This window comes from Streptomyces coacervatus (genome assembly GCF_029223485.1).
In the GTDB taxonomy this organism is placed as follows: domain Bacteria; phylum Actinomycetota; class Actinomycetes; order Streptomycetales; family Streptomycetaceae; genus Streptomyces; species Streptomyces coacervatus.
The window spans coordinates 179,947-197,916 of record NZ_JARHTP010000013.1 but is presented as its reverse complement, the minus strand read 5'-3'; the positions used below and the strand labels follow the sequence as shown (position 1 = coordinate 197,916).

The 17,970-nt window shown below is 69.1% G+C and carries 17 protein-coding genes and 1 pseudogene; 9 read left to right on the top strand and 9 right to left on the bottom strand.

What is annotated here, in order from left to right; all coding sequences use genetic code 11:
• Nucleotides 1-38: 38 nt before the first annotated feature.
• Nucleotides 39-661: pseudogene (locus tag P2Q00_RS30005) on the top strand (carbohydrate ABC transporter permease); the annotation flags it as partial.
• Between the two features lie 28 nt (nt 662-689).
• The gene (locus P2Q00_RS30000) at nt 690-1,685 is read left to right on the top strand and encodes a Gfo/Idh/MocA family protein (protein WP_275776282.1); all 996 of its coding nucleotides are present in this window, start codon (nt 690-692) and stop codon (nt 1,683-1,685) included.
• 16 nt (nt 1,686-1,701) lie between these two features.
• On the opposite strand, the gene P2Q00_RS29995 is transcribed toward P2Q00_RS30000, so the two are convergent.
• Both P2Q00_RS29995 and P2Q00_RS29990 read right to left on the bottom strand, forming a co-directional pair.
• Nucleotides 1,702-2,208 carry a MarR family winged helix-turn-helix transcriptional regulator gene (locus P2Q00_RS29995; RefSeq protein WP_275776280.1) on the bottom strand — a complete coding sequence of 169 codons (507 nt, stop codon included), beginning with the start codon at nt 2,206-2,208 and terminating at the stop codon, nt 1,702-1,704.
• Nucleotides 2,209-2,557: 349 nt separating this feature from the next.
• Nucleotides 2,558-3,079, bottom strand: a complete 522-nt coding sequence (locus tag P2Q00_RS29990; RefSeq protein WP_425579633.1) for a MarR family winged helix-turn-helix transcriptional regulator — start codon at nt 3,077-3,079, stop codon at nt 2,558-2,560.
• A gap of 67 nt (nt 3,080-3,146) precedes the next feature.
• On the opposite strand from P2Q00_RS29990, the gene P2Q00_RS29985 reads away from it, so the two are divergent.
• Nucleotides 3,147-3,278, top strand: a complete 132-nt coding sequence (locus P2Q00_RS29985; protein ID WP_275776279.1) for a hypothetical protein — start codon at nt 3,147-3,149, stop codon at nt 3,276-3,278.
• Nucleotides 3,279-3,285: 7 nt separating this feature from the next.
• On the opposite strand, the gene P2Q00_RS29980 is transcribed toward P2Q00_RS29985, so the two are convergent.
• The 6 genes from P2Q00_RS29980 to P2Q00_RS29955 form a co-directional block, all read right to left on the bottom strand.
• Nucleotides 3,286-3,750, bottom strand: coding sequence for a nitroreductase/quinone reductase family protein (locus P2Q00_RS29980; protein ID WP_275776278.1), 465 nt, complete (start codon nt 3,748-3,750; stop codon nt 3,286-3,288).
• A gap of 113 nt (nt 3,751-3,863) precedes the next feature.
• On the bottom strand, nt 3,864-4,907 hold the full coding sequence (locus P2Q00_RS29975; RefSeq protein WP_275776277.1) for an LLM class flavin-dependent oxidoreductase: 1,044 nt from the start codon (nt 4,905-4,907) through the stop codon (nt 3,864-3,866).
• Between the two features lie 76 nt (nt 4,908-4,983).
• Nucleotides 4,984-6,471, bottom strand: coding sequence for an aldehyde dehydrogenase (locus P2Q00_RS29970; RefSeq protein WP_275776275.1), 1,488 nt, complete (start codon nt 6,469-6,471; stop codon nt 4,984-4,986).
• Nucleotides 6,464-7,195, bottom strand: coding sequence for an alpha/beta fold hydrolase (locus P2Q00_RS29965; RefSeq protein WP_275776274.1), 732 nt, complete (start codon nt 7,193-7,195; stop codon nt 6,464-6,466). The genes P2Q00_RS29970 and P2Q00_RS29965 overlap by 8 nt, the downstream gene beginning before the upstream one ends.
• A 6-nt stretch (nt 7,196-7,201) precedes the next feature.
• Nucleotides 7,202-7,753, bottom strand: a complete 552-nt coding sequence (locus P2Q00_RS29960; protein WP_275776272.1) for an amino acid synthesis family protein — start codon at nt 7,751-7,753, stop codon at nt 7,202-7,204.
• On the bottom strand, nt 7,750-8,364 hold the full coding sequence (locus P2Q00_RS29955; RefSeq protein WP_275776270.1) for an amino acid synthesis family protein: 615 nt from the start codon (nt 8,362-8,364) through the stop codon (nt 7,750-7,752). The genes P2Q00_RS29960 and P2Q00_RS29955 overlap by 4 nt, the downstream gene beginning before the upstream one ends.
• Before the next feature lie 278 nt (nt 8,365-8,642).
• Between P2Q00_RS29955 and P2Q00_RS29950 the strand changes: the two genes are divergently transcribed.
• Both P2Q00_RS29950 and P2Q00_RS29945 read left to right on the top strand, forming a co-directional pair.
• Nucleotides 8,643-9,068, top strand: coding sequence for an ester cyclase (locus tag P2Q00_RS29950; protein WP_275776268.1), 426 nt, complete (start codon nt 8,643-8,645; stop codon nt 9,066-9,068).
• Nucleotides 9,069-9,117: 49 nt separating this feature from the next.
• On the top strand, nt 9,118-9,621 hold the full coding sequence (locus P2Q00_RS29945; RefSeq protein WP_275776267.1) for a flavin reductase family protein: 504 nt from the start codon (nt 9,118-9,120) through the stop codon (nt 9,619-9,621).
• Between the two features lie 47 nt (nt 9,622-9,668).
• Here P2Q00_RS29945 and P2Q00_RS29940 read toward each other — a convergent pair whose 3' ends face one another.
• Entirely contained in the window at nt 9,669-13,328 is a 3,660-nt protein-coding gene (locus tag P2Q00_RS29940) for a LamG-like jellyroll fold domain-containing protein (RefSeq protein ID WP_275776265.1), read from the bottom strand.
• 356 nt (nt 13,329-13,684) lie between these two features.
• Here P2Q00_RS29940 and P2Q00_RS29935 point away from each other — a divergent pair, with 356 nt between their 5' ends.
• The 4 genes from P2Q00_RS29935 (at nt 13,685) to P2Q00_RS29920 (ending at nt 17,918) form a co-directional block, all read left to right on the top strand.
• Nucleotides 13,685-14,698 (top strand): LacI family DNA-binding transcriptional regulator, encoded by a 1,014-nt coding sequence (locus P2Q00_RS29935; protein ID WP_275776262.1) that lies wholly within the window; start codon nt 13,685-13,687, stop codon nt 14,696-14,698.
• Between the two features lie 148 nt (nt 14,699-14,846).
• Nucleotides 14,847-16,094: a sugar ABC transporter substrate-binding protein gene (locus P2Q00_RS29930; protein WP_275776260.1), complete on the top strand. Its 1,248-nt coding sequence runs from the start codon at nt 14,847-14,849 to the stop codon at nt 16,092-16,094.
• Nucleotides 16,095-16,113: 19 nt separating this feature from the next.
• Nucleotides 16,114-17,097 carry a carbohydrate ABC transporter permease gene (locus tag P2Q00_RS29925; RefSeq protein ID WP_275776259.1) on the top strand — a complete coding sequence of 328 codons (984 nt, stop codon included), beginning with the start codon at nt 16,114-16,116 and terminating at the stop codon, nt 17,095-17,097.
• Nucleotides 17,094-17,918 carry a carbohydrate ABC transporter permease gene (locus P2Q00_RS29920; protein ID WP_275776258.1) on the top strand — a complete coding sequence of 275 codons (825 nt, stop codon included), beginning with the start codon at nt 17,094-17,096 and terminating at the stop codon, nt 17,916-17,918. The genes P2Q00_RS29925 and P2Q00_RS29920 overlap by 4 nt, the downstream gene beginning before the upstream one ends.
• The last annotated feature ends 52 nt before the right edge of the window (nt 17,919-17,970 follow it).

Sequence of the window (17,970 nt, the reverse complement as noted above, 5' to 3'; positions counted from 1 at the left end):
GGCGGCCCCCTATCTGCCGCTCGACGTGGTCCGGCCCCTACCTGCTCAACAGCCTCGTCGTCACCGCCGGCGCCACCCCGCTGACCCTGTCGGTGTCCTTCCTCGCGGCCTACGCCATCGTGCGCGGCACCAGCCGCGCCCTGCGCTGGACGTTCAGCGTCTTCCTGCTGGGCCTCGCCAACCCGCTGCAGGCCACGATCATCCCGGTGTACTACCTGATCGCCAAGGCCCAGATGTACGACACCCTGCTCGCGATCGTGCTGCCCTCGGCGGCGTTCGTGATCCCGATCACCGTGATCATCATGGTCAACTTCCTGCGGGACATCCCCGACGAGCTCTACGAGTCGATGCGCGCGGAAGGCGCCGGCCACTGGCGCATGCTGTGGAACCTGGCCCTCCCGCTGTCCCGCCCGGCCCTGATCACGGTCACGATCTACGACGCCCTCAACGTCTGGAACGGCTTCCTCTTCCCCCTTGTCCTCACCCAGAGCCCCGACAGCGCGTGCTGCCGCTGAACGTCTGGAGCTTCCAGGGCGAGTTCACCATCAACGTGCTGGCGATCCTGGCCGCGGTCGTCCTGTCCATCCTGCCGATCCTTGCGCTGTACGCCATCGGCCGCCGCCAGCTCATCAGTGGTCTGACCGCCGGCTTCGGCAAATGAGCGATCGACCTACCGAAGGGCCCGGCCCATGACAGGAACCCGTCCCGTCCGCTGGGGCGTCCTCGCCACCGGCAGCATCGCCCACGCCTTCGCCGAAGACCTGCGGCTGATACCCGACGACGCCGAACTGGTGGCCGTCGGCTCCCGCAGCGCCGCCGCCGCACGCCGGTTCGCCGACCGGCACGGCATCGCCCGGGCCCACGGCAGCTGGCGGGACCTGGCCGGAGATGCCGAGGTGGACGTCGTGTACGTCGCCACCCCGCACTCGGCCCACCGCGCGGCGGCCGCGCTCTGCCTGGATGCCGGCAAGGCGGTGCTGTGCGAGAAGCCGTTCACCCTCAACCTCGCGCAGGCTCAGGACCTGGTGACCCTCGCCCGCAAGCGGAACGTCTTCCTGATGGAGGCGATGTGGACCTACATCAACCCCGCCGTGCTGCGCATGCGGGAGCTGATCGCGGACGGCGCGATCGGTGAACTCCGCTCGGTCCAGGCCGACTTCAGCATCGCCCTGCCGTATGACGCCGGGCACCGCCTGCACGACCCGTTGCAGGGCGGCGGAGCCCTGCTCGACCTCGGCGTGTATCCGGTCTCCTTCGCCCACCTGCTGCTGGGCGTGCCGGACGCGGTCCAGGCCTGGGCGCACTTCAATCCCCAAGGAGTGGACGACAACACCGGCATCCTGCTCGGCTACGACAGCGGAGCCGTCGCCGTGCTCTCCTGCTCACTGGGCACCCAGACGGCCCAGCACGCCTCGGTCAACGGCACCCTGGGCCGCATCGAGTTCGCGCGCGACTTCTTCCACGCCGACGGCTTCGTCCTGCATCGGCAGGGCCGCGAGCCCGAGGAGATCCGCCTGCCCGACTCCCCGGGCAACGGCTACACCCACGAGGCGCTGGAGGTCGCCCGCTGTCTGCGGGCCGGCGCCACCGAATCGCCGTACGTCCCACTGGACGGCACGCTCGCGGTCATGGCGACGCTGGATGCCGTACGCGCGCGCATCGGGGTCCGCTACCCGGGCGAATGAGACGCCGTGACGGCGGTCAGCAGGCCATCGAGGAGTCGTCGGCGTCGGAGTTCGTGCCGGTGAGGTTCGCCTCGATACGGGCCAGGACCCGCATCGCCTGCTCGTACTCCTCGTCCGAGAAGCCCGCGGCCGTGACAGCCTCCAGATCGCGCCAGGCCTGCAGGACCCGGTCGCGCAGGGCCTGGCCCGCGCGCGTGGCGTTCACGACGACGGCCCGACGGTCGGTGGGGGAGGGGCTGCGGGTGACGAACCCGGACTGCTCCAGCCGCTGCAGCATCTTGGTGACGGTGGACGGATCGAGCCCCAAAGTCTTGATGAGATCGGCCTGGCGCTGCTCGCCCCGCTCCCACAGCTGCATCATCAGCAGCTCCTGCCCGGGGTAGAGGCCGGTCTCGCGCAGCAGGCTGCCCGCCGTGATCCGGTGGACGCGGGCGGCGCGGAAGATGGCCTCGCTCATCGGAGCGTCGGCGACGGTCGGAACCGCGTCGTCTTTGCCCTGGACCGATTCGGACGCTGGCGGCATGTTGCTCTTCCTCCTTGCTCGGCCTTGCTCGGCGAGCGAGTCACTTGTCGTGGAATCATCTCACCTATACTAAATTGGTCGGCCAATGGATTGTCTGTGTGGCGGCAAGCCCCGGCCTGCGGAGTGAGAACCGTGACCCTGCCCGTGCTCTCGTCCCCGCGACCTGCTGTCGGGCGGACGCCTGCAACTGGGCCTGGGCGCCGGTGCCTTCTCCTTCTCGCCATGGGCGTCTCGTACCGCCAACTCCATGCGCCGGGCCTGACCGAGCTGACCGGACGCGGCGTCGTCGTGCCGGCGATTCCGGACCTCTTCGGCTGCGCGTCGTGACCGCCGACAGCCTTCTGCCCGCTCAGGCGTCGTGAGACGTGGCCCGGGCGAGGCCTTCCTCGATGCGGGCCAGGACTTCGACGGCCTCTTTCTGCTGGGCGGGGGTCATGCCTTCGGCGACGCTGGTCTCCAGGTCCATCCAGACCTGTTCCACCTCGCTGCGCAGGGCGTTGCTGGCGGCGGTGGGCTCGACGATGGTGACCCGCTTGTCGGTGCTGGAGGGGCGGCGGCGGACGAAGCCCGCGTTCTCCAGGCGCCGGATGGTGCGGGTCATGGTGGCGGCGTCGGAACCGAGCAGCCGGACCAGGTCGGTCTGCCGCTGGGGGCCGCGGTCCCACAGCTGCATCATGACCAGTTCCTGGCTGGGGTGAAGGCCGACGCGACGAAGCAGCTGGCCGGCCAGCATGCGGTGCAGGCGGGCCACACGGAGGATCGCGTGATTGAGCGCGCCGGCCGCGACGGAGTCCGGCATCTCCACGTACGCCGGGCCCTCGGTGTCGGCTGCGGAGGGCCGACGGGTGTCCGGGGTCTCCGGCTGGCTCATGGGTTCCTCGCGTGGCCTGAGTGTTTGTTTGAACAAACAAAGGGTACAGCGCCACGCATTGCCGGACATGGCCGATCGGCTCGCCACTGACAGGGGCTCTTTTGCCCTCGCTGGCAACTGGCAAGGGGCCACCTTCAGCCGGGAGTTCTTCACCGAGCCCATAGCGGTGGTGATGCAGATCGACGCCGACTCGCTCTGAGAATGGATCAGTTGAGGGAGCGGGGCACCAGGCGGATGATCGGCAGCTCCCGGTCGGTCTTCACCTGGTACTGCGCGAAACGGGGCACGGCGGCGGTGATCTGCCGCCATGCCTCCTCCCGCTCCTCCCCGTGGAGCTGCTCGGCGGTGACCTCCACCTTGCGGCTTCCGATCTGCACCTGCACCCGGTCGGGATGGGCGGCGAGGTTGTAGTACCAGGCCGGGTTCTTCGCCGCCCCGGCCGCCGACGCCACGACGATCCAGCTGCCGTCCTTGCCGGGGAACCAGCCCACGGGAGTCTCGCGCGGCTCACCGCTCTTGCGGCCGACGGTCGTCAGGACCAGCGCGTCCATGCCCATCAGCTTGCCGCCGCCCTTGCGGCGGATGCGCCTCATGGTCCACTTGTTGAACCACTTGGTGCCGCGCCCGGGTTGACGTGCCCCACGCGTACCGGAAGATGCCTCGAAGCTCATGTGACCTCCTTGGCCAGCAACGTAGTTTGCCAACCAATCATTGGTCAACCAATGCGATGCGGGGCCGGGCCGGGGGACGCCTCCGCCGGACACCTCGGCCGGACAGTGGCGGCCTACTGGAACGCCGGTATGACCTCCTTGATGAACAGCTCCAGCGACTTGCGCTTCTCCTCGTGCGGCAGGCTGGTGTCGATCCAGAAGCTGTACTCGTCGACGCCGAGCTCCTGGTAGCTGCGCAGCCGTTCGATCACTTCGGCAGGGGTGCCGATCATCGCCGTCCTGTGCAGCGCCTCCGGTGCGAACTCGGGGCGGCCTTCGAACTTCGACTCGGGGCTGGGGTCGAGGAACCCGTTGCGAGGGGTGGTCCGGTTGCCGAACCAGGCGTCGAAGGTGCGGTAGAACCGGCCGATCGCCTCCGCGGCCGGCCGCCATCCGTCGGGCTCGTCGGGGGAGTGGACATGGGTGTGCCGCAGCACCATCAGCTCGGGGCGCGGCACCTCGGGATGGTTCGCCACCGCGGTGTCGAACTTCCGCTTCAGATCGGTCACTTCCTCGTCCCCCTTCATCAACGGGGTGACCATGACATTGCAGCCCTGGGCGACGGCGAAGTCGTGGGAGTCGGGGTCGCGGGCGGCGATCCACATGGGCGGGGTGGGCTGCTGCACCGGCTTGGGCACGCTGGTCGACGTCGGGAACTGCCAGATCTCGCCGTCATGGGCGTAGTCGCCCTGCCAGAGCGCCCGGACGGCGGGCACCAGCTCGCGCAGGTGCTTCCCGCCGTCGCGGGCCGACAGCCCGCCCGCCAGCCGGTCGAACTCGAACTGATAGGCGCCCCGGGCGAGCCCCACCTCCATCCGGCCGTTGCTGATGACATCGAGCAGCGCGCACTCACCGGCGGCTCGGATCGGGTGCCAGAACGGGGCGACGATGGTCCCGGCGCCGAGGCGGATGGTCGAGGTCTGCGCGGCCAGGTGGGCGAGCAGCGGTATCGGGCTGGGGGAGATGGTGTACTCCATCGAGTGGTGCTCGCCGATCCACACGGTGCCGAACCCGCCGGCCTCGGCCATCAGGGTCAACTCGGCGAGATTCTCGAAGAGTTGGCGATGGCTGACCTCCTCGTCCCAGCGCTCCATGTGCACGAACAACGAAAACCTCATGACTGCTCCTCGTCCTGCGGGCCGACGGCGTTCATCTCGGCGAGGGTGATGGCGACCTGTGGCATGTCGGCTCCGATCAGCTGCGCATGGTGAACGGGTCGGCCACGGGCTCGTCGCTGGTGTTGATCCACACGCTCTTGAGGCGGGTGTACTCCTTGATGGTCTCGGTGCCGTGCTCGACGCCGACGCCACTGGTCTTGAAGCCCTGCCGCGGGGACATGGGGGACATGGCCCGGTAGGTGTTGACCCAGACGGTCCCGGCGTCGAGCCGCGCCGCCATGCGGTGCGCCCGGGCGAGGTTCGTCGTCCAGACCCCCGCCGCGAGTCCGTACTCGGTGTCGTTGGCCAGCCGTAGGACCTCGTCCTCGGTGTCGAAGGGCATGACGGCCAGGACCGGGCCGAAGATCTCCTCACGTACGACGCGCATGCTGTTGTCGACGTCCACGAGGATGGTGGGCTCGTAGAAGTAGCCGCCGAGCCCGCCGTCGGTGGGCTGCCCGCCGGTCAGCACCCGGGCGCCCTCGCTGCGCCCGAGGTCGACATATCCGGCCACCTTGTCGCGCTGGGCGGCGAAGGCCAGCGGGCCGAGCTCGGTCTGGGCGTCCAGGGGGTCGCCGATACGGATGGTCTTGGCGCGTTCGGCCACCCGCTCCAGCAACTCGTCGTAGACCGACCGGTGGGCGAAGACGCGGCTGCCCGCGATGCAGGTCTGTCCGGCGGCGGCGAAGATGCCGGCCACGACTCCCATCGCCGCGTTCGCGATGTCGGCGTCCTCGAAGACGATGTTGGGGGACTTGCCGCCGAGTTCGAGCGTGGAGTCGATGAACCGGCTCGCGGTCGCCGCCGCGATACGGGCCCCGGTGGCGGTGGAGCCGGTGAAGGAGATCTTCGCGAGGTCGCGGTGGTCGACGAGGGCCTGTCCCGCTTCGGCCCCGAACCCGGTGACGACGTTCACCGCACCCGGCGGAAACCCTGCCGCCAGGGCCAGTTCGGCGAGCTTGAGGATGCTCGCCGAGGTGTGTTCGGAGGGCTTGATCACAACCGTGTTGCCGGCGCAGAGGGCAGGGGCCAGCTTGCTGGTGGTCAGCGTCAGCGGGGAGTTCCAGGGCGTGATCGCTCCTACGACGCCCAGCGGCTCCCGGGCCGTGTAGTTCAGCACCTGGCGGTCGGAGGTGGGGATGAAGTCGCCGTGGATCTTGTCGGCGAGCCCCGCGTAGTAGTGGTAGTACTCCGGCAGGGTGGCCAGCTGTCCCCGCATCTCGCGCAGCAGTTTGCCGTTGTCCAGCGTCTCCGTCCGGGCCAGGTCCTCGGCGTTCTCGGCGATCAGCTCACCGAGGCGGCGCAGCAGGCGGCCCCGGCGCGTCTGGCTGAGGTCGCGCCAGCGCGGGTCCTCGAAGGCGCTCTTCGCGGCGGCGACGGCCCGGTCCATGTCGGCGGCGTCGCCGCGCGCGGCCCGGTAGAGGATCTCGCGGGTGGCCGGGTTGGCGCTCTCGAAGTACTCGCCCGACGCGGGCTCCACCCGCGCCCCGCCGATGAAGTGCTGCAACGTGGTGAGGTCAGACATGAGCACACTCTCCGAGGAAGGTGGTGAGGGAGTCGACCAGCGCCCGGGGACGCTCGACGGGCAGCATGTGACGAGCCTCGGGGACGACCACCGCCCGGCAGTCGGGAAGCGCCGCGGCGAGCCGACGAGCCATCTCCGGGGTGGAGCCGGGATCGTTCTCCCCCGTCACCGCCAGCGCAGGTACGGCGATGGAGCCCAGGTCCGGCCCCAGTTCGGCGTCCGCCGTGGCGAACACGCGATAGCAGCCGAGGAAGGAGCCGACGTCATTGGCGAACAGCGTGGCCTCGGTGCGGGCCACCCAGCCGGGGGTGACGTCCGTGCCGTCGTACCAGCGCTTGAGGGATGCTGCCGCGCTTGCCGTGAAGTCGGCTTCCGCGGTGCGCAGCCGGTCCAGGACGGAGGTCCGTTCCTCGGCCGTGCGCCTGCACACCGAGCTGACCGAGGTCAGGGTGGCCACCAACTCGGGCCGGTGCAGGGCCAGTTGCTGGGCGATCAGCGCCCCCAGCGAGAATCCGACCAGGTGCGAGCCGGCCCCGATCTCACCGGCCACCCCGTCGGCCAGGTCGGCGAGTGTCACCCCGTCGCTCACCGGCGGGCGGGTGCCGTGGCCCGGCAGGTCGGGGGCGATCACGGTGAAGCGGTCGGCCAGGAGCCCGGCGGTGGGCTCCCACATGGTGTGGTCGAGCCCGACCCCGTGCAGCAGGACCACGGTCGGCTTGCTCATGGGCGCCTACTGTTCGGTCGAGAGCGGCGCCAGGCGCTGCTGGGGGCGCCCCTGAGCGGCCGCGGCAAGCGCGACGACGATCTCGTTCGGGTGCGGGGCGTCGCTGATCCGGACCTCGAAGCTCTGGTGGTGCGAACGGATCGTGGCATCGGTGATGTGCTTCAGCGGGATGTCGAAGACCACGCCCGTCGGCCCTCGCTTCTCGACCGCGGGCAGCAGGGTGGCGGCATTGGCCGCCTTGCGGAAGTGATCACCGAACTTGAGGGTGTGGATCAGCGCCGAGCCGTGCTCGATCTCGCCGTCCAGACCGACGATGGCCGCCTTGCCGTATGCCTCGGCGGGAGCCTCCAGGGCGTCGAGGACGGCCGGAGCCAGCAGCGCGCCGAGGTCGGAGGCGTGCGCGTCGATGCCGGGGTTCAGATCCTCGACGAAGCCCTGGCCGGCCCAGGGATTCTCGATCACCGCCGCGACGACGGCGATCCGGGCCGGACGGTCGAGCTCCCGGCCCCCCTCGGCGTGAATCTCCTCGACGACGGTCACGATCCTGCGGACGCTCATGAGGGCACAACCTCCAGGGTTTCGGTGGTGACGACGGGGTCGGTCATACGGTCCCCGATACGGGGATGCGGGCGCGGCCCCGTCGACGCGGCCGCGATGACGACGAGCTCGTCCGCCCGCGGCCCGTCGGACACCCGGGCACTGATGGTCTGGTAGTGACTGCGCGTCGCGGCATGCGTCTTGTGCCAGAGAGGGATGATCAGCGACTCTCCGGCCTCGGCACGCGTGTCGGCGAAACAGATGATGGACTCGCCCTGGAGGAACTCTCGCACCAGATTGCCGAAGTACGGCGTGTGGATCAACGCCCCGGCGTGCTCGATCTCGCCCGCGGTGCCGACGATGGCGGCCTTGCCGAACGACTCGATCTCGTCCGCACCGCCCAGGGAAGCGATGAGCCGGTCGGTCAGCAGCTTCGCGAGCACCGGTGCGATCCGAGCCTGCTCCAGGGACAGATCGGTCGAGGGACCGGATGCCACCCATGGATTGCGTATGACCGCGGCGACGCTGGCTCGCCAGGCGGGCCGCGCAGGCGCCTCGCCCGCCTCGGTGAGGACGACATCACGGTAGAGCACGAGCTTGCGGAGACCGATGCTCTCGTCAGTGTGTTCCATGCGGTGTTCCAAGCTCTCTTGCATGGCACAGGACGATAAGCATGCACGTGCAAACCGGTCAAGGGGTCCGGCCCGAACGGCCTTCGTGTGCCCTCCATGGTCCAGGGGCGGCAGCCGCAATATGGCTCTTGAACTGCATTTTCTGGCGACCGGTGAGGTCGGAGAAGCGATCTTGCACCCTCGATCCCTTGACGCTCCCCTTGTGGCATGCCTTACTGCTTCTTGTATGCCAACGCGAGGCCGGGGGGCCAGCCATGGGGCCTGTGAAGGGAGAAGAGATGGCGCGCACCGACGCCCGTCGAGAACTCATCGAGAAGGTATGGGCCGAGGCTTGGGGGCACGGCGACGTCGATGCACTCGACACGTTGCTGAGCCCGCACTACCTACGCCACGGGACAGAGCCGCAGCCGCAGACCCTGGACGCCTTCAAGGCGGCGATCCTCTCCACGCGAGCGGCGTTCCCGGACCTGACCACCACCATCGACGACATCGTGGTCGAAGGTGACAGGGCCGCGATCCGCTGGCACAGCAGCGGAACCCATGCGAACGCGTTCCTCGGTGTCCCACCCACCGAGCGGCGCGTCGACATCAGCGGCGCCACGTTCGCCCGCTTCGAGGGCGACCGGGTCGTCGAGGAGCACGTGACATGGGATCCCCGGGCGCTGCTCTCGGCGCTGGGCATCATCAGCGTGGGACAGGACTGACGATCAACGTGGGACGGAACTGACGATCAAGATGACAAGGAGCACCGTCATGGCCGCGCTTGCCTCCACCCCGGACATCGACGTGATGAAGCAGGTGAACCGGCAGTTCGTCACCGGTGTCACGGTCGTGACCGCGATGGATGGAGAGACGCCCAGGGGGCTGGCCGTCAACGCGTTCTCGAGCATCTCGCTCGACCCTCCCACGGTGATGGTGTGCGTCCAGCACACCTCGTCCACCCATGACTGTCTGTTCCGGGCGGACCACCTCGCGATCAACATCCTCTCCACCGACCAGCTCGACGTCGTCGGCACGTTCGCAGGCAAGGCCGCCGACAAGTTCCAGGACCTGGACTGGGAGAGCGGGCCGTTCGGCAGCCCGCTGATCGCTCGGAGCAGCGCGCAGATGGAAGTGCAGATTCGCGAGCGGCTGCGGGCCAGTACGCACACGGTCTTCATCTGCCGGGTGGTGCACGCCGCCGTCACCGAGCTCCCTCCCATGGTCTACAGCGCGGGCAGGTTCTTCGACGGCGGCGCACTCACGTCTCTGGGATGATCCTGCCCCCGGCGCCCTCTGCTGCCGGTCGCCGGGGGCGGTCACCCTCACCGCACCTCCCGCGCATACGGCGCGACGGTGATGCGGTCGATCAGCGGCGCGAAGCGGGAGCGGAGCAGCACCCCGGGGAAGGTGTCCGAGGCGTAGGTAGTGCCGTCGAAGTTCGGCAGTTCCTCGGAGCGGAAGGCGATCGTGTTCTGCCCGCTCCTGAGCCGGACCGGGACGGTCAGCTCCCAGAAGTTGTTCTGATGGAAGCTGTGCGGGAAGCCGACGCGCTGCATCTCGCCGCCGTTGACGGTGATGTCGGCGTGACGGGCGAGCGGGTCCGGGTTGTAGTGGGTGGCCTCGGACTGCTCCGGGTCGGAGTAGCGGATGCGCAGCGCGTACAGGCCGGCCCTGTCCGCGGCGACGGTGAACGTCGCGGTGTTGCCGTTGCCCGGGTCGCCGCCGATGCCGGTGATCGCCGTACCGTCGCTCGCCAGGGACAGCGGGGTCAGCGTCGCCGAACCCGCCAGCTCGGCGTCCTGCGCTTCGTACGTACGCGCCCTGAGCGTGCCGTCGCTGGGCGTGACCGTCAGGCGATCGACGAGGGTGGCGGCCGAACCACCGGTCACCGTCACCTTGTTGATGCCGCCCGAAAGGGAGACCGCCACCGCGTGCCTGCCCTTCGACAGGCGCAGGACGGCGTGCCCGTTGACGGAGAGCCGTGCATCCGCGCCGCCGAGGGTGTCGACCCGCAGGGTGGCCTCGCGGTCGGCGGGGGAGTAGACCCAAAAGGTGGCCGTCTGGTCCTTCGCAACCCGGACCGCGCCCGAGCCGGTGGCGGGAGTTCCGGCGCGCCCGGGAAGGTCGTAGACGGGCCGCGCCCCGCCGCCCGTCCAGGCCAGCTCGCCCTCGTAGACCTGGGTGGCCGCCGACGCCTCCGGCAAGGACAGGGTCAGGCGGTCGACGATCGCGTCACCCTTGGTGGCGCGCTTGCCGTCGAGGCTCTTCGCCGCCAGCGTCAGGGTGTGCTTGCCCTTGCTGAGATGGACCTCGGTGTCGGTGTGGTCCCACACCACCCACTTGTAGCCGAGCGGCAGATACAACTCCTGCTCGCTGTCCGTCTTGCCGTCCACCCGCAGGAAGACGTTGGTGGGGCCCTGCTCCTTCACCTTGTCGTAGGTGTTCAGGGAGTTGGCGAAGACGCTCAGGTCGTAGGTGCCGTCCTCGGGCACGTCCACACCGAAGTCGAGGGTGACGTCCGAGCCGGTGCGCAGGCCGCCCACGTCGTAGCCGCCTGAGGTGTAGAACTTCGACACGTCGCCGGTCGAGCCCTCCGGGCCGTTCCTGGAGTAGCCGGACCCGGTGTGGGCCGCGTCCTCCGCCTCGTACGATCCCTGCCAGCGCACGGGCGGCGACTGCGTGCCCTTCGCCTTCCCGGCCGGGCTGAGGACGATCTCGTACGCCGAGGACTCCTTCAGCGTCGGCAGCGTGCCGTCCCCGAAGTCGACGACCACGGTGCCGTCGTCACCGACCTTCAGATTCGTCTCCGACAGCAGCTTCGGACCGGAGTTGTCGCCGACCTGCCCGCTCCACTCGATCTCCCGCACCCAGGCGTGCACCCGATCCCCGAAGATCTTCCTGGGGACGCCCGCGAAGGTGATGTGCCCCTTGCCGCCGGACCCGCCGAAGATCAGCCGGGACTGCTTCTTCTTCTCGTCGAGCGTGGCCACGCCCTGCATGGTGTAGTTCTCGCCGGGGAACGGCGGCGTCACCGTCACCGTGTGCCCGCTCATCGAGGCGTACGAGTGCAGCAGCCACCACTGGCCGTTGCCGCGGTTCGACTGCACCGCCGAGTCGGAGAGGTTGCCGTCGATGTTCCAGTACGCGATGTCGGCGTCCACCTTTGACTCCTCGATCGCGGACACCCACTGGATCATCTGGCCGGGGACGGAGGTGTGGTAGTTGAAGGCGTACTCGTTGATGTTGATCGGGAGTTGGGTGCCCTCGCGGTCGGTGCCCTTGAACAGGTCCTTCTCCCACGCCCGGTACTTGGCGACGCTCTCGCGCACCGCCTCCGGGTGGCTCAGCTCGTGCCAGGTGATCACGTCCGGGAGGGTCCCGGCGGCCAGGGTGTGCGTGAGGAAGCCCTTCACCTGGTCGAACAGGACGCTGGTGTTGGGGCCGGCGATGCGGGCGGTGGGCATCCTGCCCTTGATGAGCTTGTAGACCTCGTCCCAGGCGGCGAAGTACGCGCCGGGGTCGGTGAGCCAGCTGACCTTGTCGTAGCTCCACTCGCCGGTGCCGAACATGTTGCCCTCGGGCTCGTTGAACGGCACGAAGACGATGTTGTCCTGGTACTGCTTCGGCAGTTGCAGGACCTGGTCGACCTGCTTGGCGATCTTCTCCTCGTAGAGCTTGAGTTTCTCTGCGGGGGTGGCGCCCGGCCACTCGTACGGGAAGCCGCGGTGGATGTCGGTCATGTAGATGTACACGTCGCCGTCGGTGGAGTCGGCCAGCGGCCCGACCACGTCCAGCGCGTCGGCGCCGGGGTGCTGCGGGCCGTCCTGGGCCTTGGTGGAGACGGTGCGCAGGCCCATGCCCTCGATGAGGTTGTTGGTGGGGACGTCCGGTCCGTACACGCCGTAGAGGGTGCCGGAGGCGCCGCCGTGGAACCTGCCGGTGTCCGAGCCGAGATCGACGGTCAGGGCTCCCTCGCGGACCACGGTGACGGTCGCCTTCACCGCACGTCCGGCGGCGGTTCCGGCCACCGTGAAGGTGCCCGTCCGGGCGTACTTCTCGGGCGGTACGGCGTCCCAACCGATCGGTGTGTCACGGTCGTAGCCGTCGGAGAAGGAGGAACGGACTGCGGCGGGGAGGACGGGGGCCGTCCCGGTCGTCGTGCGGACCTCGAAGGACGTCTGCGAGAGCTGATCGAGGGTGGGGAGGGTCCCGACCGTGCCGGCGACCTGCTCGGGGCTGAGCGCCGAGTGCCAGACCGTGAAGTCGTCGATCGCGCCCTTGAGCAGGGGGTCCTGGTAGAAGGACTTGCCGATGTAGCCGGCGGCCGTGGCCGAACTGTCCAGCAGGTCCCTGGCCTTGACGGTCGTCGCTGCGGAGGAGACCGCCACGCCGTCGAGGTAGGTGGTGACCCGGTGGGCGGCGGTGTCGAGGGTGACGGTGACGGTCCGCCAGGCGTCGGCGGGCAGCGGCGCGTCTCCGGAGACCTGCGCCTCGGTACCCCCTCCGCCGGTGGTCACGGCGGTGCGCAGCACGCTGCCGTTGTACGGCGTCGTGAACAGGTACTTGGTGGTATCGGTGCCCAGGTCGAAGATCCGCTGCCAGGACGACTTGTCGCCGCTCCACTTCACCCGGGCCGAGACGGTCAAGTCGCTTGCGTCGCCGAGCAGTTCGCGGGGCAGGCGGATGTACGCGCCGTCGGAGGTGGGTGCCCCGCCGGGCAGGGCCAGTGCCTTGCCGCCGTCCGTGCCCGCAACGGACTGCGCGGTGGAGCCGTTCACCAGGGTCGCCGTCAGGCCGTTGCCGGAGCTGTCGGTGATCCTGCCGGAGGCGAGGTCGTCCTGGTCGAAGGTGTAGTGGGCGGTGGGCTGGGGCGTATCGGCTGCCTGCGCGGGCACGGCCGGTGCGGCCAGCAGGCCCGCGCCCAGAGCCAGCGCCACGGCGGCCGGGGACCGGCGCCGGGCGGATCTGTCAGCGGATGGCATGGATTGCGTCCTCAATCCTTGAGTGGCGGAGGGTCGACCTGCGCTGCGGGCTGATCGAACCGGTTCGATCGCAGTGCCGCACGAGCAAGGGAACTGTTCGGCTGGCAGGGGTCGGCGGCTCCGATCACTTCGTCGAACCGGTTCGGGGAAGCTAACACCGGCAATCCTGGCCAGCAATCCCCCCGACCCGAGGAAATCCGGACCTTCCGCCGGTGCGAAAGTATCGTCAGAGGTGTTGACAGGCGTTCGGTGAGGTTCCTACCTTCACTTCACGCGAACCGGTTCGACACCCGGCCCGCGAGTACTCTCTCCATTGAGAAGTCGAACCGGTTCGAACCTCAAGCAAGGAGCCACCCGTGAACATCGGTGAGATCGCCCGGCGGGCCGGTGTCTCGCGGAGCACCGTCTCCTACGCGCTCAGCGGCAAGCGCCCGGTCTCCGACGACACCCGCCGGAAGATCCAGCACGTCATCGACGAACTGGGCTACCGCCCCAACGCCAGCGCCCGCGCCCTCGCCAACGGCCGGACCAACACGATCGGCCTGGTCTTCCCGCCGGCCGGCAACCACTACACCGGCATGCAGCTCGACTTCATCGGCAGCGTGGTGGAGGCCGCCGCGGCCTACGACTACGACGTACTGCTCTCCCCGAGCGGCGTGGACAGCGACCGCTCGTTCCAGCGGCTGCTGGGGGAGCGGCGGGTCGACGGCGCGATCCTGATGGAGATCAGGCTGGCGGACGACCGGGTCGATCACCTGGCCGAACTGGCCTTCCCCTCAGTCGCCATCGGCCGCACCGCCCACCCGGAGGGCGGCTGGTGGGTCGGCCTGGACCACACCGCGCTGGCGGCGGCCTGCGTCCACCACCTGGCGGACCTCGGCCACCGCCGGGTTGCCTTCGTCAACCGTCCCGAGCAGCTGCTGCGGGCCGGCTACGAGTCCGCGCACCGCGGCCTGGACGGCTTCACCAAGGCCGCGGCCGAGCGCGGGCTGACCGTGCGGACGTACTGCTGCGGGGACGACGCGGCGTCCGGCCAGGCCTGCCTGGAACAGATCCTGCACGACGACCCGGCCACCACCGCCCTGGTCACCCTGAACGAAGCCGCTCTCGGCGGCCTCTACCGGGGGCTGGCCCAGGCCGGCCGCCATGTACCGCGCGACTTCTCCGTCACCGGGGTCGTCGCCGGCCGCTGGGCGGAGACGGTGACCCCGCAGCTCACCGCGGCCGACGTACCGGCCGAGGAGATGGGCCGACGCGCCGTCGACCTGCTGGTGGAGCGGCTCGACCATCCCGACGCGGCGCCCCGGCACCATCTCCTCGCACCCCCGATCTCCCTCCGCGCCAGCACCGGGCCCGCTACGGCTCCCTGACCGCACCCACGTAACACCTCTCACCTCACGTAGGTCTTTTCACCTCACCGGACGTCGAAGCGCTCGACAGCGCCGTTCGCCGTGCCCGTTTTCCCTCACCACCCCGTGCCCTCGGCACCCGCATGCCCAAAACAAAGGAACCCTCGCAATGAACAGCTCCTCCAGACAGCGCCGTCTGACCGCCGCAGCCCTGACCGCACTCGCCGTGGCCGTCAGTGCCACCGCCTGCTCCTCCGGCTCGGGCAGCACCGACACCAAGGGCGCCGGCAGCGGGACGTACACCCTCTGGGACCCGTACCCGCAGTTCGACAAGACCTCGGCCTGGGCGAAGCTGCTGGACCAGTGCGGCACCAAGGCCGGAGTGAAGGTCAAGCGGACCGCCTTCGACACCAGCGATCTGGGCAACAAGACGCTGCTGGCCGCGCAGCAGGGCAATTCGCCGGACGTCCTCATCGTCGACAACCCGGTGGTGTCCACCCTCGCCGAGGCGGGCGTGCTCACCACGACCGACGACAACAAGCTGGACACCTCGAAGGTCGACCCCAACCTGCTCGCGGCCGGCCAGTCGGGCGGCAAGACCTACGGCACGCCCATCGGCGCCAACACCCTTGCCCTCTACTACAACAAGAAGGTGCTGAAGACGGCCGGGGTCAACATCTCCTCGGTCAAGGACTGGAATTCGCTGACGGCGGCGCTCGCGAAGGTCAAGAAGGCTGGCAAGAAGGGCATCACCTTCTCGGCGATCGGCACCGAGGAAGGCAGCTTCCAGTTCCTGCCCTGGTTCTGGGGCTCGGGCGCCAAGCTGACCGCACTCGACTCCTCCCAGGCCGTGTCCGCGCTCTCCCTGTGGAAGGACTGGCTGAAGCAGGGCTACGCCCCGAACTCGGTGCTCAACAACACCCAGACCACCAGCTGGCAGGAGTTCGCCAGCGGCGACTACGCGTTCAGCGAGAACGGCACCTGGCAGCTAGCCAACGCCAAGAAGGCCGGGTTCGACTACGGCGTGCTGCCCATCCCGGCCGCCACGGGCGGCAACGCCTCGGCCCCGACCGGCGGCGAGTTCGTGACCATCCCCGTCCAGAAGGACACCGGCCGCTACACCACCTCCCAGAAGCTGGTGTCCTGCCTGACCAGCACCGACAACCTCAACACCACCGACACCACCCTGTCCTACGTGGCTCCCACCAGCGAGGTCCAGGTCAAGCAGGTGGCCGCGAACGCCGAGCTGAAGCCGTGGGTGGACGCGGTCAAGGCGGCGAAGGGCCGCACCAGTGACGACCTGGGCACCAAGTACCCCAAGATCTCCGAGCAGATGTGGAAGGCCGTCCAGTCCGCCCTCAGCGGGTCCAAGTCGCCCAAGGACGCGCTCACTTCGGCGCAGTCCGCGGCCAAGTGACGTCAGCCCGATGAACGCCATGAAGCAGACGACACATCCGCCGGACCACCGGCCTGCGGGCGTCCGGAACGGGGCGGCCACCGCCGCCCCGCCCCCGGCCCGCGGCCGGAGGCGCCGCCGGCCCGTCTCCACCCAGTGGGCCGCCTGGGGATTCCTCGCCCCGGTGACCCTCTACCTCGCCCTCTTCTACGCCTATCCGCTCTACCGCAACCTCGACCTGAGCCTGCGCAACTACACCGTCCGCTCCTTCGTCCAGGGCGACGCGCCCTTCACCGGCCTGGCGAACTACCGCACCGTCCTCGACGACCCGACCTTCGCCCCGGCCCTGCTCCACACTGCGGTCTTCACCGCCGTCTGCCTGGTCTTCCAGTACGCCATCGGGCTCGCCCTCGCGGTTTTCTTCAACCAGCACTTCCGGCTCTCCGCGACCCTGCGCGCCCTGTTCCTCGTACCGTGGCTGCTGCCGCTGATCGTGTCGGCCTCCACCTGGTCGTGGATGCTCAACACCGACTCGGGCATCGTCAACGCCATCCTGCACGCCGTCGGCATCGCCCCGGTGAACTGGCTGACCTCGCCGTCCTGGTCGCTCACCTCGGTGATCATCGCGAACATCTGGATCGGCGTCCCCTTCAACCTGGTCGTGCTCTACAGCGGCCTGCAGTCCATCCCGGCCGGCCTGTACGAGGCCGCAGCCCTGGACGGGGCGGGCGCCTGGCGCCGGTTCTGGAGCATCACCTTTCCGCTGCTGCGCCCGGTGTCCGCGATCACCCTGCTGCTGGGGCTGGTCTACACGCTCAAGGTCTTCGACATCATCTGGATCATGACCAAGGGCGGCCCGGCCGACTCCTCCACGACCTTCGCCACCTGGTCCTACCAGCTCGGCTTCGGCAACCTCCTGCCGGCCTTCGGCCCGGGAGCGGCCGTCGGCAACCTCCTGGTGGTCGCCGCCCTGGTCTTCGGCCTGGTCTACGTCCGTGTACAGCGAAAGCAGGCCCTGTCATGAGCCGCATCCGCAGGCGTACGTGGGTGAAGACCACGATCGGCGTCGTGCTGACCGGGATCATGCTCTTCCCGGTGTACTGGATGCTCAACGTGTCCCTCACCCGCGACCAGGACATGCGCAAGAGCCCACCCGACCTGCTCCCGCTGCACGGCACCCTGGCCGGCTACCGCACCGTCCTGGACGAGCAGTTGCCCTACCTCGGCACCAGCCTGGTCATCGGCCTGGGCACCGTCCTGCTGACCGTCCTCCTGTCCGCGCCCGCCGGCTACGCCCTGGCCAAGCTGCGCCCGCGCGGCGGCGGCATCCTGAGCTTCGTCCTGCTGGCCGCGCAGATGATCCCCGGCATCATCATGGCGATGGGCTTCTACGCCATCTACCTCCAGCTCGGGCTGCTCCAGTCCGTCCCCGGCCTGATCGTCGCCGACTCCACCCTCGCCGTCCCGTTCGCGGTCCTGATCTTCACGGCGTTCATGTCCGGCATCCCCGGCGAGCTGCTCCAGGCCGCGCAGATGGACGGAGCAATGGCACTGCGGACCTTCTGGTCCGTCGTGCTGCCGATGAGCCGCAACGCCGTGGTCACGGTGTCCCTGTTCGCCTTCCTGTGGTCCTGGTCCGACTTCGTCTTCGCCAGCACCCTCGTCAATGGCGGCACCCACGAGCCGATCACCCTCGGCATCTACCACTACATCGGCAACAACAACCAGCAGTGGAACGCCATCATGGCCACCGCTGTCGTGGCCTCCCTGCCGGCCGCGGTGATCCTCGTCCTCGCCCAGCGTTACGTCGCGGCCGGCGTGACCGCCGGAGCCGTCAAGGACTGAGCCCCAACCCGCCACAACGGCTGACCAGTTGGTCAGTCGGCCGCTACCCCTG

What these genes read in the sequence shown, in the direction of transcription:
- P2Q00_RS29940 (WP_275776265.1), bottom strand. Translation starts at nt 13,328, where the DNA reads ATGCCATCCGCTGACAGATCCGCCCGGCGCCGGTCCCCGGCCGCCGTG.
- P2Q00_RS30000 (WP_275776282.1), top strand. Translation starts at nt 690, where the DNA reads ATGACAGGAACCCGTCCCGTCCGCTGGGGCGTCCTCGCCACCGGCAGC.
- P2Q00_RS29995 (WP_275776280.1), bottom strand. Translation starts at nt 2,208, where the DNA reads ATGCCGCCAGCGTCCGAATCGGTCCAGGGCAAAGACGACGCGGTTCCG.
- P2Q00_RS29945 (WP_275776267.1), top strand. Translation starts at nt 9,118, where the DNA reads ATGGCCGCGCTTGCCTCCACCCCGGACATCGACGTGATGAAGCAGGTG.
- P2Q00_RS29930 (WP_275776260.1), top strand. Translation starts at nt 14,847, where the DNA reads ATGAACAGCTCCTCCAGACAGCGCCGTCTGACCGCCGCAGCCCTGACC.
- P2Q00_RS29960 (WP_275776272.1), bottom strand. Translation starts at nt 7,753, where the DNA reads ATGAGCGTCCGCAGGATCGTGACCGTCGTCGAGGAGATTCACGCCGAG.
- P2Q00_RS29990 (WP_425579633.1), bottom strand. Translation starts at nt 3,079, where the DNA reads ATGAGCCAGCCGGAGACCCCGGACACCCGTCGGCCCTCCGCAGCCGAC.
- P2Q00_RS29925 (WP_275776259.1), top strand. Translation starts at nt 16,114, where the DNA reads ATGAAGCAGACGACACATCCGCCGGACCACCGGCCTGCGGGCGTCCGG.
- P2Q00_RS29970 (WP_275776275.1), bottom strand. Translation starts at nt 6,471, where the DNA reads ATGTCTGACCTCACCACGTTGCAGCACTTCATCGGCGGGGCGCGGGTG.
- P2Q00_RS29920 (WP_275776258.1), top strand. Translation starts at nt 17,094, where the DNA reads ATGAGCCGCATCCGCAGGCGTACGTGGGTGAAGACCACGATCGGCGTC.
- P2Q00_RS29950 (WP_275776268.1), top strand. Translation starts at nt 8,643, where the DNA reads ATGGCGCGCACCGACGCCCGTCGAGAACTCATCGAGAAGGTATGGGCC.
- P2Q00_RS29985 (WP_275776279.1), top strand. Translation starts at nt 3,147, where the DNA reads ATGGCCGATCGGCTCGCCACTGACAGGGGCTCTTTTGCCCTCGCTGGC.
- P2Q00_RS29955 (WP_275776270.1), bottom strand. Translation starts at nt 8,364, where the DNA reads ATGGAACACACTGACGAGAGCATCGGTCTCCGCAAGCTCGTGCTCTAC.
- P2Q00_RS29965 (WP_275776274.1), bottom strand. Translation starts at nt 7,195, where the DNA reads ATGAGCAAGCCGACCGTGGTCCTGCTGCACGGGGTCGGGCTCGACCAC.
- P2Q00_RS29980 (WP_275776278.1), bottom strand. Translation starts at nt 3,750, where the DNA reads ATGAGCTTCGAGGCATCTTCCGGTACGCGTGGGGCACGTCAACCCGGG.
- P2Q00_RS29975 (WP_275776277.1), bottom strand. Translation starts at nt 4,907, where the DNA reads ATGAGGTTTTCGTTGTTCGTGCACATGGAGCGCTGGGACGAGGAGGTC.